The organism is Microbulbifer mixtoriginis (SeqCode) (genome assembly GCF_052466765.1).
In genome coordinates, this window is record NZ_CP174289.1 from 1,387,722 (window position 1) to 1,412,499 (window position 24,778).

The 24,778-nt window shown below is 44.9% G+C and carries 19 protein-coding genes; 11 read left to right on the plus strand and 8 right to left on the minus strand.

Annotated features, from left to right (window positions below; genetic code table 11):
• Positions 1–24 precede the first annotated feature (24 nt).
• A complete protein-coding gene (locus tag ACJJIV_RS06145) occupies positions 25–219 on the plus strand; it encodes a hypothetical protein (RefSeq protein WP_252084792.1) in 195 nt (64 codons plus the stop codon).
• 310 nt (positions 220–529) lie between these two features.
• On the plus strand, positions 530–2,152 hold the full coding sequence (gene pgi / locus ACJJIV_RS06150; RefSeq protein ID WP_444891117.1) for a glucose-6-phosphate isomerase: 1,623 nt from the start codon (positions 530–532) through the stop codon (positions 2,150–2,152).
• 82 nt (positions 2,153–2,234) lie between these two features.
• On the opposite strand, the gene ACJJIV_RS06155 is transcribed toward pgi, so the two are convergent.
• The 4 genes from ACJJIV_RS06155 to sbcB all read right to left on the minus strand — a co-directional run bounded on the left by ACJJIV_RS06155 (position 2,235) and on the right by sbcB (position 7,215).
• Positions 2,235–2,999: a slipin family protein gene (locus ACJJIV_RS06155; protein WP_252084790.1), complete on the minus strand. Its 765-nt coding sequence runs from the start codon at positions 2,997–2,999 to the stop codon at positions 2,235–2,237.
• A gap of 85 nt (positions 3,000–3,084) precedes the next feature.
• A complete protein-coding gene (locus tag ACJJIV_RS06160) occupies positions 3,085–4,518 on the minus strand; it encodes an NfeD family protein (RefSeq protein ID WP_444891118.1) in 1,434 nt (477 codons plus the stop codon).
• A 118-nt stretch (positions 4,519–4,636) separates the two neighbouring features.
• Positions 4,637–5,653 carry an aspartate carbamoyltransferase gene (locus tag ACJJIV_RS06165; RefSeq protein ID WP_252084788.1) on the minus strand — a complete coding sequence of 339 codons (1,017 nt, stop codon included), beginning with the start codon at positions 5,651–5,653 and terminating at the stop codon, positions 4,637–4,639.
• A 110-nt stretch (positions 5,654–5,763) separates the two neighbouring features.
• Positions 5,764–7,215, minus strand: a complete 1,452-nt coding sequence (sbcB, locus tag ACJJIV_RS06170; RefSeq protein ID WP_444891699.1) for an exodeoxyribonuclease I — start codon at positions 7,213–7,215, stop codon at positions 5,764–5,766.
• 135 nt (positions 7,216–7,350) lie between these two features.
• On the opposite strand from sbcB, the gene argS reads away from it, so the two are divergent.
• The 3 genes from argS (at position 7,351) to ACJJIV_RS06185 (ending at position 11,813) form a co-directional block, all read left to right on the plus strand.
• Positions 7,351–9,087 (plus strand): arginine--tRNA ligase, encoded by a 1,737-nt coding sequence (gene argS, locus ACJJIV_RS06175; RefSeq protein ID WP_444891119.1) that lies wholly within the window; start codon positions 7,351–7,353, stop codon positions 9,085–9,087.
• A 163-nt stretch (positions 9,088–9,250) separates the two neighbouring features.
• Positions 9,251–10,138, plus strand: coding sequence for a dTDP-4-dehydrorhamnose reductase family protein (locus ACJJIV_RS06180; protein WP_444891120.1), 888 nt, complete (start codon positions 9,251–9,253; stop codon positions 10,136–10,138).
• A gap of 205 nt (positions 10,139–10,343) precedes the next feature.
• Entirely contained in the window at positions 10,344–11,813 is a 1,470-nt protein-coding gene (locus ACJJIV_RS06185; protein ID WP_444891121.1) for a nucleoside hydrolase, read from the plus strand.
• A gap of 117 nt (positions 11,814–11,930) precedes the next feature.
• Here ACJJIV_RS06185 and ACJJIV_RS06190 read toward each other — a convergent pair whose 3' ends face one another.
• From ACJJIV_RS06190 to ACJJIV_RS06205, 4 genes are read right to left on the minus strand one after another with little or no spacing between them, the layout of a single operon-like run.
• Complete coding sequence (locus ACJJIV_RS06190) at positions 11,931–13,112, minus strand: hypothetical protein (RefSeq protein WP_444891122.1); 1,182 nt, start codon at positions 13,110–13,112, stop codon at positions 11,931–11,933.
• A gap of 10 nt (positions 13,113–13,122) precedes the next feature.
• Positions 13,123–13,899 (minus strand): outer membrane lipoprotein-sorting protein, encoded by a 777-nt coding sequence (locus ACJJIV_RS06195; protein ID WP_444885890.1) that lies wholly within the window; start codon positions 13,897–13,899, stop codon positions 13,123–13,125.
• A 20-nt stretch (positions 13,900–13,919) separates the two neighbouring features.
• Positions 13,920–16,247, minus strand: coding sequence for an efflux RND transporter permease subunit (locus ACJJIV_RS06200; RefSeq protein ID WP_444891123.1), 2,328 nt, complete (start codon positions 16,245–16,247; stop codon positions 13,920–13,922).
• Positions 16,248–16,299: 52 nt separating this feature from the next.
• The gene (locus ACJJIV_RS06205; RefSeq protein ID WP_444891124.1) at positions 16,300–17,310 is read right to left on the minus strand and encodes a class I SAM-dependent methyltransferase; all 1,011 of its coding nucleotides are present in this window, start codon (positions 17,308–17,310) and stop codon (positions 16,300–16,302) included.
• Between the two features lie 527 nt (positions 17,311–17,837).
• On the opposite strand from ACJJIV_RS06205, the gene moeB reads away from it, so the two are divergent.
• From moeB to ACJJIV_RS06235, 6 genes are all read left to right on the plus strand, one after another.
• Positions 17,838–19,007, plus strand: a complete 1,170-nt coding sequence (moeB, locus tag ACJJIV_RS06210) for a molybdopterin-synthase adenylyltransferase MoeB (protein WP_444891125.1) — start codon at positions 17,838–17,840, stop codon at positions 19,005–19,007.
• A gap of 27 nt (positions 19,008–19,034) precedes the next feature.
• On the plus strand, positions 19,035–19,445 hold the full coding sequence (locus tag ACJJIV_RS06215; protein WP_252084779.1) for a M67 family metallopeptidase: 411 nt from the start codon (positions 19,035–19,037) through the stop codon (positions 19,443–19,445).
• A 21-nt stretch (positions 19,446–19,466) separates the two neighbouring features.
• Positions 19,467–19,739: a MoaD/ThiS family protein gene (locus ACJJIV_RS06220; protein WP_444891126.1), complete on the plus strand. Its 273-nt coding sequence runs from the start codon at positions 19,467–19,469 to the stop codon at positions 19,737–19,739.
• A 203-nt stretch (positions 19,740–19,942) separates the two neighbouring features.
• A complete protein-coding gene (locus ACJJIV_RS06225) occupies positions 19,943–21,856 on the plus strand; it encodes a CoA transferase (protein WP_444891127.1) in 1,914 nt (637 codons plus the stop codon).
• Positions 21,853–23,532: a class I adenylate-forming enzyme family protein gene (locus tag ACJJIV_RS06230; RefSeq protein WP_444891128.1), complete on the plus strand. Its 1,680-nt coding sequence runs from the start codon at positions 21,853–21,855 to the stop codon at positions 23,530–23,532. Before ACJJIV_RS06225 ends, ACJJIV_RS06230 begins: the two co-directional genes overlap by 4 nt.
• A gap of 51 nt (positions 23,533–23,583) precedes the next feature.
• On the plus strand, positions 23,584–24,777 hold the full coding sequence (locus tag ACJJIV_RS06235) for an MFS transporter (protein WP_252084775.1): 1,194 nt from the start codon (positions 23,584–23,586) through the stop codon (positions 24,775–24,777).
• Position 24,778: the final 1 nt, after the last annotated feature.

Here is a 24,778-nt window from a genome sequence, read left to right on the forward strand (position 1 = left end):
ACATCAACGGAAAGGAGTTAGGGGATGAATTTCACTCCAGCCAAGTACTTAATCGGTATTATCAGTGCACTGGTTCTAGCAGGTTGCTGTAGCCCTCCGGCACCGCCAGCTTACTGCCCACCAGGTGCTGAACAAATTCCAGTTTCCATGGCCTGCCCTGCAGATGCTGACTGCTGGATGGCTTCTGACAGAGTACGCTGCATGAAAGTGGTGAAGTAAAATCTTTTCAAGCAGAACAGCGTGGTGATTCATACTAAATGAGGTTTTGACTAAATTTACACTGACAGACACACAAGTAACAAAGCATTATTTAGTATGGATCACCACCAAATGCCGCTTTAACGAGCGGCATTTGTTTTTTCTCTCCCCCATTCTTAGCGAAGACTCTTTTCTTGTAATAGACTGTACCGTCTCAGATACTGGTCCCGCGAAAGTAATAAGTTAGGATTGCCAACCCTTCGACACCAAGCGCCGTTCAGCTTGGGAAGACCGAAAAAATTACTCAAAAGAGAGTTTATTAACGACCACCATGACAAGTGAAACTCTGGCCCTGAGCCGTGCCTCTGCAATCAGACAACTCCAATTTCATTTCAAACAACAAAAGTGGTCTTTACGCGAACTTTTCGCCACCGATCCCCAGCGCACAACCAGTTTTAGCTGTGAAGCCTCTGGTATTTATCTGGACTTCAGTAAAAATCACCTGCGGCAGGACACTCTGCAACTGTTACTCGACTATGCCGAAGATCAGGATTTGGGCAGCCAGATTGCCGCCCTGCTTGACGGTGCCAATGTCAATAATACCGAACATCGATCAGCCCTACACACCGCCCTTCGCTTTCAGGGAGCGGCAAAAACCGAACACGAACGCGCCGTGGCCGACTGTCGCGTTCAGATGCAGCGATTTGCCGATAGCATCCATCAACAAAAATGGCTTGGATTCAGCGGCAAAGCTATTCGCCATATCGTCAATATCGGCATCGGTGGCTCCGATCTCGGTCCGCGTATGGTGGTTGAGGCTCTCGGCTCATGGCACAAGGAGAGTATTCGAGTACATTTCGTAGCAAATATTGATGGTGCCGACCTCAGTAATACCCTCAAAGGTCTCAACCCGGAAGAGACTCTCTTTATCATTGCCTCTAAATCTTTTTCCACTCTGGAAACCCGAGAGAATGCTCTAAGTGCACGTCGATGGGTACTAGCGGCGGGTGCCACTGAAAAACAATTATCCCAACACTTTGTTGCCGTAAGCAGCAATATTGTGGCCGCACAAGACTTTGGTATTGCCCCAGAAAATATTTTCCCTATGTGGGACTGGGTAGGTGGCCGCTACTCACTGTGGTCGGCCATTGGTCTGCCGATCATCCTGGCCTGCGGCTACAACGTTTATGAGCAACTATTGGCCGGTGCCCATAGCATGGACACCCATTTTGCCAGTGCCCCTCTGAAGGAAAGCCTGCCGGTATTGCTGGCTCTTATTCAGTTCTGGTATCGCCAGTGCTGGGGTGCCAGCAGCCAAGTGATTCTGCCCTATGCTCAGCGTCTATCCAAATTTCCCGCCTGGATGCAGCAATTGGATATGGAGAGCCTGGGTAAAAGCGTGGATAAAGAGGGCAAGCCTCTGGAGTATCCCAGCGGCAGTGTGATCTGGGGCACTGAGGGGACCAATGGACAGCACTCCTTCCATCAACTATTGCACCAGGGCACCGACCTGATTCCAGCGGATTTTATCGCCATCAAGCAACCGACCTCTGAGCTAAGCGAGCAACACCGCTGGTTACTGGCTTGCTGTATCAGCCAGAGCCAGGCTCTACTACGCGGCAAATCCCTGCACGAAGCCCGCCAGGAACTGGAGGATGCCGGCTATACCCACCGCGAAGCCCATGCGCTGGCACCACATAAAGCCATTCCCGGTAATCGCCCAAGTAATACTTTGATACTGGAAAAGTTAGACCCGCATCACCTGGGAGCTCTGTTAGCGCTTTACGAACACAAGGTATTCACCAGCGGTTGCCTTATGGGAATTAACCCATTTGACCAATGGGGGGTAGAGCTAGGCAAACAGTTAAGTGCGCAGATTTATAATGCCGCAGATGGAAATGTTCCCGAGGATTGGGATAGTTCAACTCGCTCTCTGATGGAAAAGCTCTTGTAAGACCATTTACAGAGAGCTCCACTAAAAAGGCCACATCAAAATGTGGCCTTTTTAGTTATGTTTCACAGAGAAAGAGAATTCTTTATTTCTGCGCCTCAGCACCACGTTTCAATAGAGGCTCAATCAAATCCAGTGGAAGTGGAAACACAATGGTTGAGCTATTATTTGCTCCGGCAATATCAATCATGGTCTGCATATAGCGCAAAGTAATGGCGTTAGCATTTTGAGATAGCTGATTGGCAGCTTCTGTTAACTTTAAGGCTGCCTGGGCTTCGCCTTCTGCATGAATTACCTTGGCTCGTCGTGCCCGCTCTGCTTCAGCCTGCTGGGCAATAGCACGCACCATGCTCTCATCCAGATCGATATGTTTAATTTCGACATTAGTGACCTTAACACCCCAGGCATCAGTTTGCTCATCAAGAATTTTTTGAATATCCACATTGAGTTTGTCCCGCTCGGAAAGCATCTCATCTAACTCATGCTTACCCAGTACAGATCGAAGCGTCGTCTGGGCCAGTTGACTGACAGCTTCATGATAAAATTCAACATTGATAATCGCTGACTGTGAATTAACAACCCGGTAATAAACTACCGCATTCACTTTTACTGAAACATTATCGCGACTTATCACATCCTGTGTAGGGACATCCATCACTACGGTGCGCAAGTCCACGCGCTCCATGGTCTGGATAATTGGGATGATGATAATCAGGCCAGGTCCTTTCACCGTCTGAAAGCGCCCCAGAAAAAAGACCACCGCACGCTCATATTCCCGCAAGATTCGGATGGCATACATCAATAGCAGTAATACCGCGAGCACCAACAGCCCAACAAAATAACTGACCATGCTTATCTCTCCCTATAACTGCTTATAAATTTTGCTGGGGTAAATTCGCACCAGCAAAAGCCAATTTAAATGCCAACCGCAATGACTAGCCCGGCTCAACATAGAGCAGCAAACCACGCTGGGCGATAACACGCACTCGCTGCCCAGGCTCCAGTGGCATCTCACAGTGCGCCCGCCATATTTCACCACCGAGGTGCACCAGCACCTCTTCTTCGCTCACATTACTCACCACCGCCACACGTCCCACCAGGGCCTGATCGGAGGCAAGTCGCGGTTTGCGCAAACTCCTACCCACCGCCATTAAAAGACCCAAAAGAAAAACACCACTCACTCCAGCAATTGCCGCGATGAGTTTTCGCGATACCTGCATGCCCGGCACATCGGTATCGATCAACATTACTGAACCAATCACCAAGGCAATAATTCCACCAATTCCCAAGGCGCCAAAACTGGGCATAAAGACTTCCGCCACAATCAAAAGCGCCCCAACAATAATCAACGCCAGCCCGGCATAATTAATCGGCAAAACCTGCAAAGCATAAAATGCCAAAAGCAGGCAGATAATCCCCACAATGCCGGGCACAAAAGCACCGGGGCTATACCCTTCAAAAATCAGCCCATAAATACCGATCAATAAAAGAATATAAGCCACCTGGGGATTGGTAATCAGAGCCAGTAATTCATTACGCCAATCTGGCTCGTAATTTTCTATGGGGAGTTGGGCAATCTCTGCCGAAATGGTAATTTCACCGGAATCAAGAGACACTTTACGTCCGGCCACTTGCTTCAGTAAATCCTCGTCATTCTTGGCAACAATATCGACAACATTCATCTCTAGCGCTTCCGAAGCGGTCAGAGTTGCCGCTTCACGAACGGCCTTCTCCGCCCACTCGGCATTGCGTCCATTGCGTTGTGCCAAGCCTCGAATAAAAGCAACGGAGTCATTAACCATCTTGCGCTCCATGGCGGTGCCGGATAATGGCTTTTCCTTTTTGTCCTCGTCTTTACCTTCTTCGTCGTCTTTATTCGCTTTTTCTTTTTCCTCTTTTTGGTCGCTCTCTTTCGGGTTGCCACCTGGAGATGGCGTTCCCGGTGGCCCGCCTATTTGTACCGGCGTGGCGGCCCCCAGGGTTGTAGCCGGGGCCATGGCTGCTATCTGGCTGGCATAGAGGATATAGGTGCCGGCACTGGCTGCACGGGCGCCCGAGGGGTACACATACATGGCAATAGGAATAGGAGAGGAAAGGATATGCTGAATAATATCCCGGGAAGCCGCATCCAGACCGCCTGGAGTATCGATATGCACAATGATTAGCTCAGCACCCCGCTCACCAGCACTCTCAGTGGCACGCTTAAAGTAATCCGTCGTAGAGGGACCTATGGCGCCATCAATAGTCAACAGCGCCACATGGGGGGAAGTACTTTCCTGTGCGGCACTTTTTGAAATCAAAACGACGAGGAGCAGCGTCAGGATGAGCGCGCCGCGCAAGAATACCGCTGACGATATCTGATTCGACATGCATCTTTCCCTGATGCGATTGCGGAGAAACCCGGGCCAGCCATCGTATTTCTGGCCGGGGTAACTCAATCAGATTAACAGAAAAAAACGGCGTTATCCGAAAACAAGGAAAGTGACGTTAAACCGGGTTGCGACGGCTATGCCAGTTTACTTCGCGGGCGTATTTATCCACTTGACGTTCCACCCCTAATAGCAGGGCGAACAGAGCCATACGCACCAGCAGGCCGTTATCGGTCTGGCGGAAAATCGCCAGGCTAGGATGTTCGTTCAGGTCGGTATCCAGTTCATTGGCCTCTGCGCGTGAATCCCTCGGCAGGGGGTGCATAATCACCGTATTGGGCTCTGCATAGCGAGTAAAAATCGCCCGGTTAAGGCGGAAACGCCCGCGATAGCGGTTGGCCTCATCCTGAGAGGCAAAGCGCTCTTCCTGGATACGGGTGGAATAGACGATATCCACATGAGCGATCGAGGATTCCAGCTGGTCGGTCACCGTTACCTCGTGCCCCACCTCGCGCAGCTTCTCCACAATCGCATCGGGCATTGCCAGCTCCGGTGGGGAAACCAGAGTGATATGCACACTGCCAAATAAGCACAGCAGCTTGCACAGGGAGTGCACGGTACGGCCGTGTTTGAGATCGCCAATCATGGCAATGCGGAAATCATCCAGGGTGCGGCCATGGGCGGCCAGCTCTTTGCGAATAGTGTAGAGATCCAACAACGCCTGCGTGGGATGCTCATTAGCGCCATCACCGCCGTTCACCACCGGCACGCGGCTCGCTGCGGCAAATTCTGCCACAGAGCCCTCCTGCGGGTGGCGCATACAAATCACATCGCTGTAGCCGGACAATACCCGCGCCGTATCGTAAAGGGATTCGCCCTTGGCCATAGCGCTGGCAGTAATCCCCACAGTTTCCCGAACCGTGCCACCCAGCAGGTTAAAAGCAGCCCCAAAACTCAGGCGGGTACGGGTGCTCGGCTCCATAAACATATTGCCGAGAATCGCCCCCTCCAATACGCGCGTTACTTTTTCGCGCTTTGCATAAGGGGTCATGGCGTCAGCCACATCGAATACGCGCTCTATATCGGCACGTTCGAACTGGCTGACAGACAGAATATTGGCTCCGATAAAGTCCATGGTTACTCCAGTGATTGCGCCTTGTGGGCGCGGGTGTTCGCGAGCGGCATTCTACTCGGGCACCGCAATAGAGCCCAGTGAAAGAATGGCCGCTGGCGCGATTCAACACATTAGGCGAGTAGGCTATCGCCCCAGTTTTCCAGCTCGGTAATCAGCGATATCCGCTCTGGATGCTGTACTCGCAGTTCGGACAGCTGGCGGAAGTAATCTTCGAGGGTGATAGAGGCCCCTGCGGTGGGATCGGTTAACCGCTGGAAACACCAGATCTGCCAGCGCTGATGTTCCTCGTCCGATAGGGTCTCTGGGAAGTTGCGCGCACGCATGCGGAACAATAACTCGGGTAGGCGCTTGTCACTGAATGGCACTTCGCCAGCCAGGGCTTCGGGCCCGCGGGCTGCCAAGCCGCGGTGCAGCTCACGGCAGATATCTCGGTCAGCATCGCTAAGGAAACCGCTGTAGAGATCCGCCTCTACATCTTTCTGGGGAAACTCCCGATCCAGAAATACGTTGTGCAGTTTCTCGGTCAGATCAACGCTTTTCAACTTCTGCCAGTTGGCTTCGCAAGCCGCTCGGTCGATGCCCAGTTCACTGGCACGTTTATCGTCGAGCATATTGGCTGGGGCCAATATCGGGCACTTGTTCAAGTGCACCAGTTTCAACCCAACCGGCAGTTCGCTTTCACCCAGTTGATCGCGAGCGGTATAGAGGCGCTCACGCAGCGTATCCGCATCCAGGTTGAGTAAAGGCTCGGGGTCCATCGCCAAATTGGCAACAATTACGGCGTTGCGATTCACCGGATGGCTGGCCAACGGCATCACGTAGGTCAAATGCCCATGATTGGCAGAAATCTTGCCAGAGATATGCAACAGCGGGCGGCGCTCACGCATATCAATCATCTTGGCGGCTTCCTGCTTTCGGCGCAGGCGGAAAACATAATCGTAAAGCTTCGGCTGTTGCTTGCGGATCAGCCGCGCCATATCTATCGTAGCGTGGACATCAGAGAGTGCATCGTGAGCGCCCTCGTGGGAAATTCCATTGGCTGCGGTCAGTTCTTCCAGGCGGAAAGACGGCGCACCGTCTTCGCGTGTCGGCCACTGGATACCCTCGGGGCGCAGGGCATAAGTGAGGCGCACCATGTCGATAATGTCCCAGCGGCTATTGCCAGAGCGCCACTCGCGCTCATAAGGATCGAGCAGATTGCGGTACAGGGTGTAGCGAGTTACTTCGTCATCAAAGCGCAAACTGTTGTAGCCCACTCCGCAGGTACCAGGAGCACCCAGTTCAGCGAGGATACGCTGGATAAATTCAATTTCCGGCACGCCGTTAGCCAGGGCCTTTTGCGGGCTGATGCCCGTCACCAGACTCGCCATGGGCTGCGGCAGGCAGTCCGCTGAAGGGCGGCAGTAAATCATCAATGGCTCGCCGACGATATTCAGCGCTTCGTCGGTCCTGATACCGGCAAACTGCGCCGGTTTGTCGGCACCCGGGTCTGTGCCCCAGGTTTCATAATCGTGCCAATAAAGTGTGGTAGAACTCACGGTACCTCCATAATTTGGCGGCATCATACCACTGAGCACCACACCATCTGGACACCTGACCCCAGATTTGAGTCGCTCTCCAGCCCTCGCTGGTTGCAAAGCCGCCACCGCCCATTAAAATTCGGCGTTTCCACGAATTTAAGACAGCTATAACCCTCTATGAATATTCGCCAACTCCTCTCCGACAAATTCCAGGCCGCCATGCTTGCCGCCGGTATCCCCGAAGAATGCGGCCCGATTGTGGCACCTGCGAAGAAAGCCGGATTTGGCGACTACCAGGCCAATGGCGCTATGGGCGCCGCCAAGCGACTGGGCACCAACCCGCGTGAGCTGGCCAGCAAGATCCTTGAGCAGCTGGACAAGGGCGATATGATCGAAAAGGTCGAGATCGCGGGTCCTGGCTTCTTAAACATCCATCTGAGTGAACAGTGGCTGAGCCAACAGCTGTTGGCTGCCCAAGGCGATAAGCGTCTCAATATTGCCTCTGTTGAAGAACCCAAAACCGTAGTCATCGACTATTCCCACCCCAATTTGGCCAAGGAAATGCACGTAGGCCATTTGCGAACCACCATTATCGGTGATGCCTTGGCGCGCTTATTGGAGTTCCAGGGCCACAAGGTGGTCCGTCAAAACCATATGGGCGACTGGGGCACCCAGTTCGGTATGTTACTGGCACATCTGTCCGACAAGCTGGCAGACAATGCTGCGGAAGTAGCCCTGGCCGACCTGGAAGTCTTCTACCGCGAAGCCAAAGTACGCTTCGACGAGGAAGAGGGTTTTGCAGACCGCGCCCGTGAATACGTTGTAAAACTGCAGGGCGGCGACGAACAGTGCCTGAAACTGTGGAAACAGTTTATCGATATTTCTATCAGCCACTGTGAAGAGATCTACTCCAAGCTCAATGTCACCCTTAAGCAGGAAGACGTTTACGCGGAGAGCCAGTACAACGACGATCTGCCAGTGCTGGTTAAAGAACTGCTGGATAACGACATCGCCGTAGAGGACCAGGGTGCTATCGTGGTGTTCCTGGAAGAGATGGCCGATAAAGAAGGCAATCCAAGCCCGATGATTATCCAGAAAAAGGGCGGTGGTTACCTATACGCTACCACCGATCTGGCTGCCATTCGCTACCGCGCAAACCAGCTCAATGCAGACCGTATTCTCTACGTAGTGGATGCCCGTCAATCCCTGCACTTACAGCAGGCCTTTGTCGCTTCACGCAAAGCGGGCTTTTTACCAGAATCCGTTTCTCTTGAGCACTGCGCTTTTGGCACCATGATGGGCGACGATGGCAAGCCGTTTAAAACCCGCAGCGGCGGTACGGTAAAACTGGCCGCCCTGCTAGAGGAGGCGGTAGAGCGCGCAGAAAAACTGGTAGCCGAGAAAAACCCTGAGCTGGATGCACAAACCTGTGCGGAAATCGCGCGCAAGGTAGGCATCGGCGCGGTGAAATATGCGGACCTAAGCAAGACCCGCACTAACGATTACATCTTCAGCTGGGAATCCATGCTCAGCTTTGAAGGCAATACGGCGCCTTATCTACAGTATGCCTATACCCGCGTGCGCAGTATTTTCCGCAAGGCCGGTATTGAGGCGAGTGAACTCAAGGGCGATATTAATCTGGAAAGTCCCCAAGAGCGCGCACTGGCAGTAAAACTGAACCAATTTGGTGAAATACTGGATCAGGTAGCCAAAGACACCTTCCCACACGTGCTCTGTACTTATTTGTACGAGCTTGCCAGTGCTTATATGAGCTTCTACGAAGCCTGCCCGGTCTTGAAAGAAGGGGTAAGCGAAGAACAGAAGCACAGCCGTCTGCAGCTGTGTAACCTGGTGGCCAGCACTATCGCGACTGGCCTCGGCTTGCTCGGTATTGAAGTTATGGAGCAGATGTAAATTGTTCTTGCCCGGCCATACCTCCAGCAAATATGCAGGCTGGCTGGCCGGGCGGCTCTCTGGCGGGCAGGCTTCCCTAGCCTCCAGCCAAACTATCCTGCACCATTCATTGCCCCACATAGGCCACCGTTTCCCCACTGGTCTAATTAAAGGAAAGTAACCCGTGAAAATCCTGATTACCGGCGCCTCCGGCCTGCTGGGCCGTAGTGTATTTAAGCAACTTTCCAACAACCCTACTTTTTCCGTAATCGGCACCGCTTTTTCTCGCTCAGGCGAAAACTTAATTCGCCTGGACTTATCGGATAGCAGCGCAGTGAAAGCTTCCCTGAACGATATCAAGCCGGAAGTGGTGATCCATTGTGCCGCTGAACGCTGGCCAGACCGCTGTGCTGACAATCCAGATACCACCTGGCAACTCAATGTCAGCAGCACAGAGTTGTTGTCCAAGCACTGTAGCGAAATCAATGCACAGTTGGTGTATATCAGCACAGACTATGTCTTTGATGGTACTGCCCCACCCTATGCCCCTGATGACACACCCAATCCCGTGAATTTTTACGGCCGCAGCAAGCTGGCGGGAGAGGAAGCAGTATTGAAAAACGGTAACCATTGGGTTTTAAGATTGCCCTGGCTGTTTGGACCCGTCTCCTACCTGGAAGAATCCGGTATTACCGCCCTATTAGAGACACTGCGAGAACAAAAACCGGTCACACTGGATCACTGGGCAATTCGTTTTCCCACCAGTGTGGAGGAAGTGGCAGAAGTATTGGAGCAATGCCTGTTGAAAACCCAGCGTGGCATCCAATTTGAAGGTATCTATCAGTGGAGCGGCGACACCGCCTGCACTCGCTTTGAACTTGCGCATATTATTGCCAAAGTGTGCGAATTGAGTGCTGACCATATCAGCGCAGATAGCAAACCCGATTTTTCAGTACCGCGCCCCTACAATTGTCAGCTGGATAAATCGCGCTTAACAAACCTGGGCATCAAAGGGACCGAACCATTGCCTCAGCAACTGGCACGCAACCTGAAATCTTTTATCCAGAATTAAAAGCTAATGGAAAACGAATAAAAGAAATTAAATGGTATAGGGATATACCTGTGCCGGCCTATAAGCCGGCATTAACTTTTGTAATTGAGCACTATTTATAGCTAACAAGCGTTAATGGTAGTTATTACAGGAGTGGCCATGTATCGACACAGGGAAGGGTCGTGAAATCGCCAATTAAAGACTCTCGAACCATAGGGAAATATAGATGAAATTAAAACGTTGGCTATCTGTCGGAGCCCTGATTCTTGGTAGCTTTGCAACCCTGGCCTCCTGCCATGCGGATAATGGTCGTCATGGAAAGCGCCTGCACCAAGCAACCAAAAATGAAGATGCCCAACCGATTATCTGGATCGGCGACTTCAATAACTTTGACGATGCCGTAGCATTGATGCTGATTGCCAAAGACCCGCGCTACACCCTGGAGCTGGCAGTGGTTGAAGACTCTTTCAATACTGTAGCGCACGGAGCCAATACGGTTTACAACATCCTCGAGTGGTTGGGTAACAACGATACCAAAGTGATACGCGGTGCCTACTTTGCCACTGAGGAGGTCGCTTACGGGGCTAACGGTAAGGCTTCCAGCGCTCCGGTAAATGACGACAACGCTGTAACTGACCGCGATGATTACCAGCTGCCCAACTCCTCCGATTTCAGCACCGGCACATGGAATCTGGAGCGCCGCAATGCCATGGGCATTAACCTTTATGGCCAGTATGTGCCCGGTCCCTGGCGTGACAACGGCTCCACCTTATACGGAACTGACCACCTAATCCCCCGCGCAAAACAGGAACACTACCGCTACCAAGGTAACAATGGTGTCTCCTTCAATTTTGAACTGGCCGAAGACATTATCCTGGAAACTCTGGATAAACTGGAGCAACGCCCAGTGGTTTTCAATACCGGCAAACTCACCACACTGGCCCGGGTACTTGGAAAAGCGAACGAAGAGCAGCTGGCAAAAATTGATCGTGTGATTATGATGGGTGGAGGCTTTGAGAATTATGAGCCGTTTACCGAGAATCACCAAGCAGCCTGCTTTGGCGATAAATCTAGAAATCTGGGCGGCAATATTTTCTCCCACCCAAGTTTTGGCTGTGACAGCGACTTCAGCACCCACCAGGAATTCAATATTCTACTCGACCCACTGAGTGCGCAGTGGGCCTTTAACGCCCTGAGTGAAAATGATATTGAAACCTATTTGGTACCCACCAACTCTACCGACATGGCCAAGGTACAGGGCAGCACCATCGAAGCCCTGGCTAAACGTCGCGCAACCCCTGAGGCCTGCTATACCTCTAAACTCCTCAGCTCTATCCGTGAATTTGAAGGTGGGGATTTCCAGGGTAATGGTGACTTCGCTATGGATGCAGTAATTCGCCTGTGGGATATTATCGCCGCACTGGTACTGTTGGAGCCTGAAACTCTAGAAATGGATCTGGTGGCCGGATTTATTGAAGTCGACCAGTTAAATACCGGTCTGGCTGACAGTATGACTCCTTACGACCCTATTTCCTTCGACCCCACCGTGGGTAAAACCACTTTTGCCGAAAACGGCGAGGGCCTAGAAGTGAATGTCGTAATGGGTATCAACCACGATGCCGCCCGCACTGCAATGATTGAGCGCCTGCGCGATCGTTTTAATTCTGCCCGTAAGGGATCTAGATGTAGACTGTAATTTACTAAATTGAAATTAGCCCCCCGTACTCTATTGACAGAGTGTTATGAGGGATATTGGGGGGCATTCGAAGATCCTTAATAAGGTAATTTTGAGAAATTAGTCAACCCTAAAGTACTAGTAATAATATTCTAAACCTACCTCTAAATAATCATCTTTTTGGAAACTACTCAATGGATCCTCTTTACCATAACTATTAAAAATCCATCCATTCACCCTCCACAGCCAAGAATTTGTAATCCTGCTCGATGCTTCAAGCTTTATAGCTCTGGAATTAAAATAATCAAGATCCTGGGTTACCCCCAGCAATATCTCAGTCCCTGCGATATCATTAACTGCAAGTCTAGTTCCTATAAAAATATCTTGCTGCCATGCTGTCGTAGCACTCTGTCCACGGGAATCATACAAAACCTCCGTTAGAATACCTAAATCCATATTTGTATCAGTGATCCCTACAAGGCTGTATTCAAAACCTGCGGTTATTGCAAAGTACTCTTTTTCACCAGTATCACGCCACAGAGCTTCGGAAACCCAAGAAAAATCTCCTTTTAGCCACTGGGCATCAATTCCAACTTGTCTAATCTGCCGGTAAAAAGGTAACAATTGCTGCTGGTTATAGATAAAATCAGGATCTCTACCAGTGCCCTGGAAATAGCTTACCCCCAGATCAACCGAATTCATACTAGTAGAGTATCTAACTGCAAAATCCAAATGCCTATTCCCTTTCGAGGACTTATACTGAGCAGACGAATTTTCAACGCCTAAACTAAGTCTCCCATCCTCACCTGGAAATGTACGTTCTCGAAAATAAGGGAGTAGAAAACCCTCAACACTTCCCCATTCCTTAATCCATGAAACATGAAGCATTGGCTGACCGAGTTTATCCTCATTATCTAATGATTCGATACTGTCAGTTTGATTAATTATATCCACTAGATGCTGAGACTCAGTTACACCCCAAAATACCTTACCTATTCCAAGATCAACCTCAAGATCTACCTCTTTAAAGTGATATCGCACCATAAATTCACGGATATCCCAGTGAGACCGTTCATCATCTAAAGCATCTAACCGTAAAAAAGGTACTATAGTGATGCTAGCACTGTCTTTCAAAAAAGATTGATAGAGTTCTGGTTCAACAAAAACAGAAGGCTGAAAGGTCTTCTGACCAACCTCGCCTCTAGCAAGGAATTGGCGATACTCAACTGCAGCAATCCCTCGTAATTCGACACAACTAGCACTAGAGGCGGAAGCAAGTAGAAATATAAAAAAAAGACAATTAAAGATGTGTAGCTTCATTGTAAAAAAATCAACGTATTCTTTTAAGCGTCGCTACATTAAAATCATCTTCACCCAACCCTACTTTAAATTTAAGATCATGAATGGTGAGCACAGTACTTTTGCCCGTCTGATGGTTTATCATTGTCAAAACATGTGCCCGCCAATATTGCTCCAAATATTGGCGATAGTCCTCCAAATGTAATGTTTTTAATAACTCTCCCTTTCGATCGTAAAATTCCGTTCTAATTGGTTGATAGTGATCTTTATCAATCCAGACTACCTGCCTTGTATAGCCAGAATACTCATCAGTAGGTATTTGTTCCACAACAAGGGTTTCCCTCCCCTTTATTAGCTCCTCTCTTAGATAGCTGAACTTATATTTCTGCAATTCAAAGGAAGTCATGTCTTCATAGGCAAATTCACTACTCATAAAAGGCCCTGATTTATTTCGTGAGGCTATTCGCTTAACTCTCTTTAACCGAGGTAGATAAAGCCACTGATCATCTGGACTATTAATGTGAGAATAGGATAAAAAAGCAGTTCCTTTTACATCACGAGGCTCATCAAATACAGTTAATCCTCTATCTCCATCACCTTCAATTTCCAGAGTTCTAACCCTAAGTTCTCTTGAGCTAGTTTCACCCAATGCATTTTTCAACAACATACTGACAGTTGCAATTGAGTCTCTCCAGCCTTCATCTCTTACCTTTCTCTCTTTGGCAATTTCCAGCCCCATTTCGGTATTCGCCATCGCGAGAGAAGCCAAAAGAAGTAACAGGCAAGTTAAAATTCCATTCTTTATCATGATTTTTCCTATTGATATTTTTAATTGGCAGCAGACAAAAGCTCATTGTTGGCCTTGGCTTGCACAATATCCGTTCTTCTATCAAAAATTAAAAGCACAGCTGGCAGAAGTAAGAAATCGACAACTAGGGCAATTGTAATCACTAAAGCACTTAAAAGACCTAAATCTGAATTCAACCTAAAACTAGATAATGCAAGAACAAGAAATCCAGCAACCAGTACGAGAGAAGTTACCCAGAGAGCACGCCCCACGGTATTAAAAGAGTAGGATATTGCTTCTTCCACAGAGTTTCCCTGACGACGAGAATATTGATATTTACTCAAAAAATGAACAGCATCATCCACCACAATACCCAATGTAAGTGACACGACAACAGACAAACCTAGATTCACCTCTCCTGAAATAAACGCCCATAAACCAAACCCCAATAAAACTGGAACCAATGTAGGTAACAAGCTGATTATTCCTATCCTCAAAGACTTTAATGCAATAACTAAGAGTGTAGAAATTAACACTAAAATAATTGGTAATGATTTAAGCATGCTATGCATATTTGTCTCTCCAATATGTGCGAACATAAGAGAGGGACTAGATGCAACTATTTCATATTGTGGAGCATTACTACTGAACCAGTCATATATTTTGTTTTCAAAATCAACAAGCTCACCGCTACCTAAATTTTTTGTTGTCAATTGCAGTTTAACCGCTGATTTATCAATATCGACTTCATTATTAATATCTAATCCATAGGGCAAGGAAAGTTCATACAATAGAAGATATTGTGCAGCCAACTCTCTATCATTGGGTAACTTGTAGTATTCTTCCTTGTCACCATGTAGGTTTTTATTTAACCTTTTATAGGTATCCACTAGACTAGCAACATGATCTATTTGTGGCTGCATACGAAGCCAATTTGTAAAATCATCTAGCATAGAAATAAAATCAGGATCAACTACACCCTGCGATTTACCAGACTTGACAGCAATACTAATATTAGTCATGCCGCTAATATGGTTCTCCATAAAATCGGCAGCAATTCTAAATTTATGACTGGAATCAAAGTACTCTATCGGCTCATCATTTATTCGATTCTGCATCACCATATAGCCAGCAATCAAAACCACAATAGTGGAGACACAAAAGATACTTCGATGGTAACGAATTATCAGATTTGGCAGCAATTGAAATAATTTAGAATAAACACCTCCTCTTTCCTTATATACTTTTACTGGCATCAATAATAACAGCACTGGCAAAAGGAAAATCGAAAAAACAAAAGCCAACATAACTCCCAAAGCAGATAAACTACCCATATGCCGTAAGACAGGCGAATCAGAAACATTCATTATTAGGAATCCGATAGCCGTCGTCACAGAAGTAATTAAAATAGCCATAAAGTTCAGTTTAAAACTATGAACAACAGCTTCTCGATTTCCCAACCCCTGCCTTTTGCCTTCATTGACAGAGGTAATCAGGTGTACACAATCTGCCACTGCCAAAGTCATTATCATTGTGGGAACATTAACTGTGGCAATGCTCAAATACATTCCTGCCCAACCATAAATCCCCATAGTTGCCACTACACTTGTAACAACAATAACCAAGGTTAAAATTACATAGGTGATCGACCTTAGCGTCATAATTAATAATAAACTAATTACCGCAAACATTACTGGCACTAAAGTGAGAATGTCTTTTTGAGCAGCCTTGGTAAAGGAAGAGTTCATAGCAACGATGCCAGCCTGATGAAATGAAACATCAGGGTATGACTCTTGATAGGAAGCAAGCATCCTATCTGAATGGTCCGTAATTTCAGCTACTCGAGCGGTCTTATCGCCTGACGGCAATTGAAAAGTGATATTAATAACTGCGGAATCACCTGTTTTTGAAACCAAGGCCCCCTTAAGCCTTGGGGCATTCTCAGCAACAAACTTAACTTTATTAATATATTCTGTATTTAACGGATAATTCTTGAATACGAGATTTTCAACTAAAAGATCATCTTCTTGAGCCTCAGTATGCTGATAGTTGGCAATGGAATCCACTCTACTGGAATAAGGAATATTCCAAGCATCTTCTGTGAGGAGCATTATCAATTCGAGATATCTTTCAGTATAAATCTCGCCAGTTTCTGGCGCTATAATTATCGCCAAACTGTCAGTCTTGTTAAAGGTACCTTCAATCTCATTGAACGCCTGAAGCTCTTTATTCGAATCGTCAAAAAAAATTGCATAATCACCACGAAAAAAAAGGTTTTTAGCACCAACTGTACAGGCAACAAAAAAAAGCAAAAAAACAGACAATACCAATTTTGGACGCGATAGAATCCCTCTAAATAGTTGCTCCATTATATATGGTCTCCCAAGAGAATATTTTTCTAACAAAAATTAGTAACCATTACTAAGCAATTCCACTCACCAGCTCGATATCACCAAACGGAGTCTTCAAGACTTGAGTAAAGATATCTTTAAAGCAAGCTTCAGCAAGAGCTTTTTCTACTGAACCAGAAGATAAAGAGAGTGGACCCAACTTTAGTTCTGCGTGAATACGACCAACAATGTGAAATTCAGGAGATGTTCTTTCGCTGTTCAGCTTTTCATGAAAGCTAAGGAACATTCCACCAGGATTAAGAGATTGACGTATTTTCTCTAAGGTATGAGTAAGATCATCGGCGTAATATAAGACCATCGAAGCAAAAACTAAATCATATCCGCTCCCTAGAGAAGCTGTGTTCATATCACCTTCTAAAACATTTATCTGTGCTTTTTGAAAAACTTGTTTTTTAATTAGAGAGGCAATACCAGGCAAATCAAAAATTGTTACTTTAAGATCTGGCTTAACCGAAAGTAGATCTATAGCCAACTGCTCTGAACCTGCTCCGAGATCCAATATATGATTAACATCAGACCAGTTAGGCTGTGACATTAGAACATCTAAAACTATTGGATTTCTAACTGATAAATGAAATAACCTAAGGCCTTCTATCATATCGCTCCAAAATTCTGGATCTTTCATAGTAGGGCCATTTTTCTTCTGATGCTTACTGCTCAGGAGGTCAATAATCTCAGATTCACTTACATGCTTTATCTGACTGAGATGTTGCAATAACCCACACAAAGAAGAATCGGAACCAGAAGTCAATAAAGAACGATAGGAGCTACTTATTTGATACTTTCCTTTAAACTTATTAATCAACCCTATTGAAACCATTGAGTTAAGGAAAAGTTCAGCCCGGCTCTCTAGAAAATCAAAGTGAAGAGCAACGTCCTTAACTGTACGTGCATCCTGCAGATAATCAAATATTTTAAGTTTTATCCCTGCTGATAGAATCTCCCACCGTAAAGGAGCCACTAGAGTATCAAATAAAAAAAATTGAGCATCATTCCCAAAGGAGGATTTATTAAACAACATTGATAATTCCAATATTTTCTGACAATAGATATCTAATCACAAACTTTATAATCAAAGATTACCCAATAAGACAGATGACCTGAAAACCCAGCGGTTAACAATTGAGATTTCTAAACATAGTCAGATTAAATTATTTATAAAATTTAAAAGCTAATAACTAAAGCTTTAAGCCATTTATTGACAAATTGGTAACAGGGTTAAGTAGAAAACGCAATAAATAGCTATAGATACCAAACAGATCTAAATCTCATTCCAGAGTTCCTATTTGCTTTAAAGTAACCTGTAGACAAAATTAGCTTCAGGATTCACATCGCTCCTTGATACTTGCTTTAAGAGAACACAATAGGCTGCTCTGCAATCGTTTCCTATCATTACAGGAGCGAAGGAATATCAATTGCTGAACGCCGTTAACCCTTTCGACTGTTCGTGATATGACAAAATCTTGAGCCTAATTTTATATCGAACCTCAATAAAAAACGGTTTGATAATCAAATTCGATAGATAAAAGATATAACAAGGACTACGTAATGACACTGCCCCCGCTTGTCAGCCCCGTTCACGAACTCAGTAAACAAGAAATGGAGAGGTATAGCCGTCACCTACTGTTGCCAGATATTGGAATCGATGGGCAGAAACGGTTAAAAAACAGTAAAGTTTTGATTATTGGTGCAGGCGGACTCGGATCACCGGCATTACTGTATCTGGCTGCAGCGGGAGTAGGAACACTCGGTATCGTAGATTTTGATACAGTAGATGCCTCTAATCTTCAGCGTCAAGTTATCCACGGCCAATCCAATATAGGTGAAAATAAACTAAATAGCGCAAAAGCAACAGTTCAAGAGGTCAACCCTTTCGTTCATGTTGAACTGCATGAAACACGTCTAGATAGGACAAATGCTCTAGAAATAATTTCAGATTATGATCTTATTTTAGATGGAACAGATAATTTTGCTACTCGTTACCTAGTCAATGATGCTTGCGTAATGGCCAAAAAACCTTATGTATGGGGTTCAATATTCAGATTTGAAGGCCAAGCCTCTGTTTTTTGGGAAAATGCTCCTGGCGATATAGGAATCAACTACCGTGATCTATATCCAGAGCCGCCCCCCCCTGAGCATGCACCTTCCTGTTCGGAGGGAGGGGTGTTAGGAGTCCTATGCGCAGCAATAGGCTCAATTATGGCGACTGAAGCCATAAAACTACTCACCGGTATTGGGAGTCCTCTTATTGGGAAATTGATGGTCTATGATGCACTGGATATGACCTTCCGTAAATTACCCATTTATCGTAATCCCGATAGACAACCAATTACAGAACTCTGTGACTATGAATTTTTTTGCGGACTAACTAAGCCTTCGCAAGCACAAGAAGAAATTCCCACTTTAACACCCACTGAATTGCATAAAATTCGGCAGACAGGAAAATCGCATCTGCTGATTGATGTAAGGGAGTCCGGAGAGCGAGACATCTGCTGTATTGAAGGTGCTATTCATATTCCTAAAGCTGACATTCTAGCCGGGCGTGGATTAGAGTCGGTAGATAAAAACACTTTCATAGTTTTACACTGCAAAGTTGGTGGAAGATCCAGACAAGCTCTGGCCGCTTTAGAAAATCAGGGGTTCACTAATCTTTACAATCTCCATGGAGGCATTCTTGCCTGGATTAAAGATATTGAACCTGAACTTCCAGCTTATTAACACTAAAGCACAGACTGGAAATTTACTATGCTGAAGATTTTAGATGTACATATAGAATCTATTATGAATCAAGCACTTGCTGAGCACCCCATAGAGGCTTGCGGCATTATTCTTGGTAAAAAAGATAATCAAGTACCTCATAGAATAGTGCCAATGCAAAATGCAGCACGCTCTGAAAATTTTTTTGCATTTGACCCTAAAGAACAATTTAAGGTCTGGCAAGAAATGGAAGAAAAAAATGAAGTGCCAATGGTGTTCTATCACTCACATACAAACTCCCGAGCCTTTCCAAGTAAAGAAGATATTCAACATGCTTGGTATCCTGATGCCAGTTATGTTTTGGTCTCAACAACTGGGGGTAAACCAGGTGAAGTGCGTAGCTATCGCATAGTAGACAAAAAGGCCATCGAAGAAACAATTAACGTAGTATCGCAATAAAACAAATAGGCAGATAAAAGCATGTCAGTGAAAGTAAAGATTCCCACTATTTTACGAACTCTAACTAACAATCAAAAAGAAGTAACCTCTGAAGGACAAACAGTCAAAGAGTTAATAGAATCTCTAGAATCGCAATATCCAGGGATCAGGGACCGCTTATTAAAAGAAGGGGAAGTTCACAAATTTATGAACATTTATGTAAATGAAGATGATATCCGCTTCAAAAACCAATTAGCTACAAACATAAAATCAAGCGATGTCATTACTATACTTCCAGCTGTCGCAGGTGGCTAATTAAAAACAAATAAAAAACTGTAAAAAACCTTAACATCTGAAAAAGGTGGTCGGCATTATCGACTCACCTTTTTACATTATATAGTGATACCTAATCTAACCGATAGAGAAATAACCAGAGTTACCTTGTTGCTCTTAAATGACGACCTAAATTAATTTAATTGATTGTGTTACTGGCAACAGATTTTGGTGGTATATAAATTATGGGAATGGATAAATTTCTTAGCGATTGTACAATTATTGGTAACTTTAAAGAAGTTCCAGTTCACCTACAGTCAACAATAAATACTTTTCAGTATCAGTGCCATGCGTTAGGAATTCAAGTAGAAAATGATTTAAGTTTAAATAGTGATGTAAATTTTCCATTCAAATTTATATCTTCAGATAGACGAACTCAGGAAAACCTTTTTTCTTTTTGGTCAGATGATCCCCTACGGCAAGGCTCAGAGTCTGTGATTCAAGCCGCAACTGGCTTGATGTCGGTTCATGGACGTTCCATTGGTGGAATAGATGCCTTGAATGCTCCCTATCTATCTAGCGCATCAGCTGTTTTAACTCTTTTAGGCTGTATAGCCACCGCTATAGGCCATAGACGCGGATTAAATTCGAGAGGATTTCAAACCTCCATGGTATCTGCAGGGTTATTGTGTGTTGGGCAATACCTTGCTGGTGCGACTGTAAATGAATATGCGGAGAATATTCCTCCCGGAGTACACGATCATTCTCAACGACCACCTTTCTGTTCAGAAGATGGTGTGCTTTTTGAATTAGAAACTCTTTCTCCAGAACCCTGGCGTCGATTCTGGAGTGCTCTTGGGATCAGCCAGGAGGATATGAGCAAAGCTTGGCAGTCCTTTCTGCAGCGGTATGCTAAAGCAACATCATATCTGCCAAGAACCCTCATATCAAAAATTTCTTCTTGTAAATTTAAAGATATTGAATTGTTAGCAAGTGAATCGGGGGTTGCAGTATGTCGTCAGAGAACACTCTTAGAAAGGTCCACTGATAGAGATATATCTATTTTATTGGAACGAGGCCCATGGCAACTTAGACCTGAAGTTATTAATAATGAAATATACAAAGATTCTTCAGAAAATATTTTAAATCAAGATACCTCAAATAACTTTATTACTGACCAAAGTAAGCCTTTGAGTGGACTTACTGTTATCGAGTCCTGTCGACGGATTCAAGGGCCTATAGCTGGCCATTTACTAGCCTTATTGGGAGCTAGGGTAGTACGAATTGAGCCACCTGGTGGTGACCCATTACGAGGAATGCCTCCTCTTGCTGGAGATTGTTCAGCGCGGTTTGACGCACTAAACCATCTTAAAGAGGTTCGGGAAATCGATATTAAAACGCCTGCGGGTCGCGCTGAAGTTCTTTCATTAGTATCTACTGCGGATGTCTTTATTCATAACTGGGCTCCAGGAAAAGCCAAGCAACTACAACTCGACCACGAACATTTGAAAAAGGTAAACCCTGATATTGTTTATAACTATGCCGGTGGATGGGGAATCCTAGATAACGATGTGCACTATCCTGGTACTGATTTCACCGTACAAGCTTATTCTGGACTAGCTAGTGAGCTTTCACATAATAATAAGAATAATGGAGGCACCCTATATACAGCCCTCGATGTTCTTGGTGGGATAATTTCTGCTCAAGGAACCACCTTAGGTCTATTCCGTAAATTTTTTAATAACCAGGGATGTCGTGTAGATACCTCATTACTAGGAAGCGCGACACTTTTAACCCAACCAATTATTAAATCTATTAGGGAAAAACATCAAAAGCCTGAATTTCAGAAAGGAAGGCTATTCAAGACCTTAGATGGATATATCATCCTAGAGTTCTCCTCACCTAATGAACTAATTCCTTTGCTAGATGAAATAAATTTGACGGCCAGAGATTTAGAACAATCGAACATAGATGAAAAATTAGAGAAAATTCTAGAAGACAAAAATGCTCAAGAGTGGTTATTTATTTTTGAGAAACATAACATCCCATGTAGTCAAGTAATAGAGTCACTCGAAGAGCTACCCAAGCAGCCTCGCTTTAAAGAAAGCTTTCAAACCTCAAATTATTCACGTGTAACCACGCCATGGAGATTCAAATGAACAATACAGGTGTGATTGATATAGTGCCCATTTCGGTGCGACAGGATTGGACTTCTAAAGGATACTATCCCGAGCAAACTGTTTATGAAAAATTTTGCGAAAACGCTATAAAACAACCAAATAAACCAGCAGTACTTGAGAAAGATACAATAACAACTTACAGCCAATTATCTGAATCCGCAGCCCGGCTTGCTAATAGTTTTTTAAAATTGGGGATTGTCAGTGGGGACGTTGTTGTTTATCAGCTGGCCAACTCCTGGCGATCATGTGCTATTGATCTTGCATGTGCTGCAATCGGTGCTGTTGTCTGCCCGATTCCACTTGGGCGAGGCAGCCTTGATATTAAATCTGTTATCAAACGTACTAATGCCAGAGCACTGATTACTGAAAGATCTTATGCAGATATTGATTACTGTGAAATAATTCAATCGATTCGTCCAAATGCATTATCATTGAGAACATTTATCGTCCAAGGTGATAAACCAGCATCCAGTGAAACTAACTGGAATGATCTTGATGAATTATTTAAAAACGATCCGCTTAAAACTCCGATCAAAGTATGCCCTAATAGCCCTGTAAGGTTTCTTATTTCTTCAGGTACTGAATCAGAACCCAAATTAGTTGCTTATTCACACAATGCTATATTAGGTGGAAGAGGACGGTTTTTAGAAAGAATTACTAAGCCCAATAGAGACTTTCGTGCATTATACCTTATGCCTTTGGGTACTGCATTTGGCTCTAGTGCGACATTTGGCGTGCTTTCCTGGATGGGAGGTTCATTAGTACTTCTTCCAAAGTTTGATATAACTACTGCTATAGAGGCTATACAGCAACATAAACCAAGTCATATTTTTGGTGTTCCCACCATGTTTCAGCGTATGGCGGCGGCTGCAGAACTACAAAAAACTGACTTATCGTGTCTTACGGCCATTGTCAGTGGTGGCGCCATTATTGATCAAGCGACAATTTATCGCTGTGTTAGTGCTTTTGACTGTAGAATTATTAGCCTTTATGGATCAGCCGATGGTATTAATTGTCATAATACATTGGAAGATTCTTTAGATTCTATTTGTAGATCCGTTGGACGTCCAAATCCTAGTATTTGTGAAATTCGAATTGTAGATGATCAAAAGCAACCTTTGACTCAAGGGGAGATCGGAGAAATAGCTGGGCGAGGGCCAATGACACCGATGCAATATGTAAATGCCCCAGATCTAGACCAACGTTACAGGGATCATGAAGGCTGGGTTTATACTGGTGATCTGGGTTGTATTGATGATAATGGATATCTTATTCTTCTCGGGAGAAAAAAAGATATCATCATTCGGGGCGGAATGAATATTAGCCCTGTTCAAATTGAAAAAATTGCAACCTCTCATCCTGAGATTATAAGTGCAGCTTGTATTCCTGTACCAGACGAAGATCTTGGCCAAAGAGTTTGTATCTGTATCACTCTGCGCGAAGGTTCAGATCTTCTCTCTCTTAATGAAATTAATGATTACCTTAGGGATCAAGGCCTGGAAGTAAATAAACTACCAGAGTATCTGCAATTTTACCGGCAACTACCGATGACCCCTGCCGGAAAAATTAATAAAAAAATGCTTGTGGAAAATATCTCTTCATTGGGAAAGAGCAGAGAACAATCAAGGAATAGTGAATACGATACTGTAACATAATTTTGCTACCATTTTGGATACCCCATCTCCCTAAATAGGATTAAATCGATCATGAGTGCCCCTCCAACTCATATAGATCCGTTCGATAAAATAAAAATTGGACTGGTTCTTTTACTTGCAATGGCATTACCAATGTTCATTCTTTATGCAACTGGTGTGCTGAGCCCATATTTAATTAAAGCACTACAAGTACAAGAGAGTGACCTGAGCTATATTGTGATGGTTTCTTTTGGGTTAGCATCAATTTTATCCCTATTTGCGGGAAATGCTGTCGACTATTTTGGTCTTAGGGCATCATATGTTCTTCACTTCATAACAATTGCAATATCTTTTTTTATAATTAGTATCTCGGATAGCTTATGGACAATCATTGGCGCAATTTCTATAGTTGGTCTTTCTCAAGCCTTAGCCAATCCCTTAACTAATAAGTTAATTGCACTCAGAATCCCAGACTCTAGTAAGGCCATGATGGTCGGTATGAAGCAATCTGGAGTGCAGTTATCAGCATTACTTGCCGGTTTCACTCTGCCTTTTATAGCAAATAATTGGGGTTGGAGAGTATCCTTCTTGGCTGTAGTACCTATAGCAATAGTAATGGCAATACTTAGTTGGAAAGTATCACCAAATAAGCCTCTAGTAAGGAAATCCTCTCAACAATACATTCCAAATAGAAAGCTTGCGCTATTAATGTTAACCCAAGGAGGAATTGGAGCAGTTCTTTCTGCATACATCACTTATATACCAAGCTTTGCAATCAGTTTATCCCTAAGCCCAGAGCAAGCAGGGCTTCTCATTACATTATTTGGTATTACAGGAATGTCCTCTCGAATTATAATGACACCTATAGCCTCATCATTTGATAATCAAGCAATGTTTATCGTAGGGATGATTGGATTCGCTATTCTAGCCATATTTATCACAATGAAATCAAATATTGAGGCCTCTTGGCCAATTTATATTGGAGTCATTGGAATTGGATTAAGTATTGTGGCAACTAATGCAATAGCTATGGGAATGGTTGTAAAGGATTCAAGATTTGGCCCTATTGCCTATGCATCTGGAATGATATCTGCTGCTTTTTTTGCTGGTATAGCCGTCGGATCATCTATTTTTGGAATGATCATTTCATTCTTTGAATCTTTTTCAAGTGGATGGATATTTACTATTTTAATCCTGTTGATAAGTGGGAGTTCTTGCCTGATTCTTGCAAACCAACATTCTCTCACTCAACAAGAAGCTGTTTAAA

What these genes read in the sequence shown, in the direction of transcription:
- ACJJIV_RS06230 (WP_444891128.1), top strand. Translation starts at nt 21,853, where the DNA reads ATGAACAATACAGGTGTGATTGATATAGTGCCCATTTCGGTGCGACAG.
- ACJJIV_RS06195 (WP_444885890.1), bottom strand. Translation starts at nt 13,899, where the DNA reads ATGATAAAGAATGGAATTTTAACTTGCCTGTTACTTCTTTTGGCTTCT.
- ACJJIV_RS06145 (WP_252084792.1), top strand. Translation starts at nt 25, where the DNA reads ATGAATTTCACTCCAGCCAAGTACTTAATCGGTATTATCAGTGCACTG.
- ACJJIV_RS06160 (WP_444891118.1), bottom strand. Translation starts at nt 4,518, where the DNA reads ATGTCGAATCAGATATCGTCAGCGGTATTCTTGCGCGGCGCGCTCATC.
- ACJJIV_RS06165 (WP_252084788.1), bottom strand. Translation starts at nt 5,653, where the DNA reads ATGGACTTTATCGGAGCCAATATTCTGTCTGTCAGCCAGTTCGAACGT.
- ACJJIV_RS06220 (WP_444891126.1), top strand. Translation starts at nt 19,467, where the DNA reads ATGTCAGTGAAAGTAAAGATTCCCACTATTTTACGAACTCTAACTAAC.
- ACJJIV_RS06200 (WP_444891123.1), bottom strand. Translation starts at nt 16,247, where the DNA reads ATGGAGCAACTATTTAGAGGGATTCTATCGCGTCCAAAATTGGTATTG.
- ACJJIV_RS06155 (WP_252084790.1), bottom strand. Translation starts at nt 2,999, where the DNA reads ATGGTCAGTTATTTTGTTGGGCTGTTGGTGCTCGCGGTATTACTGCTA.
- ACJJIV_RS06215 (WP_252084779.1), top strand. Translation starts at nt 19,035, where the DNA reads ATGCTGAAGATTTTAGATGTACATATAGAATCTATTATGAATCAAGCA.
- ACJJIV_RS06225 (WP_444891127.1), top strand. Translation starts at nt 19,943, where the DNA reads ATGGGAATGGATAAATTTCTTAGCGATTGTACAATTATTGGTAACTTT.
- moeB (WP_444891125.1), top strand. Translation starts at nt 17,838, where the DNA reads ATGACACTGCCCCCGCTTGTCAGCCCCGTTCACGAACTCAGTAAACAA.
- ACJJIV_RS06190 (WP_444891122.1), bottom strand. Translation starts at nt 13,112, where the DNA reads ATGAAGCTACACATCTTTAATTGTCTTTTTTTTATATTTCTACTTGCT.
- ACJJIV_RS06185 (WP_444891121.1), top strand. Translation starts at nt 10,344, where the DNA reads ATGAAATTAAAACGTTGGCTATCTGTCGGAGCCCTGATTCTTGGTAGC.
- sbcB (WP_444891699.1), bottom strand. Translation starts at nt 7,215, where the DNA reads ATGCCGCCAAATTATGGAGGTACCGTGAGTTCTACCACACTTTATTGG.
- ACJJIV_RS06235 (WP_252084775.1), top strand. Translation starts at nt 23,584, where the DNA reads ATGAGTGCCCCTCCAACTCATATAGATCCGTTCGATAAAATAAAAATT.
- ACJJIV_RS06205 (WP_444891124.1), bottom strand. Translation starts at nt 17,310, where the DNA reads ATGTTGTTTAATAAATCCTCCTTTGGGAATGATGCTCAATTTTTTTTA.
- pgi (WP_444891117.1), top strand. Translation starts at nt 530, where the DNA reads ATGACAAGTGAAACTCTGGCCCTGAGCCGTGCCTCTGCAATCAGACAA.
- argS (WP_444891119.1), top strand. Translation starts at nt 7,351, where the DNA reads ATGAATATTCGCCAACTCCTCTCCGACAAATTCCAGGCCGCCATGCTT.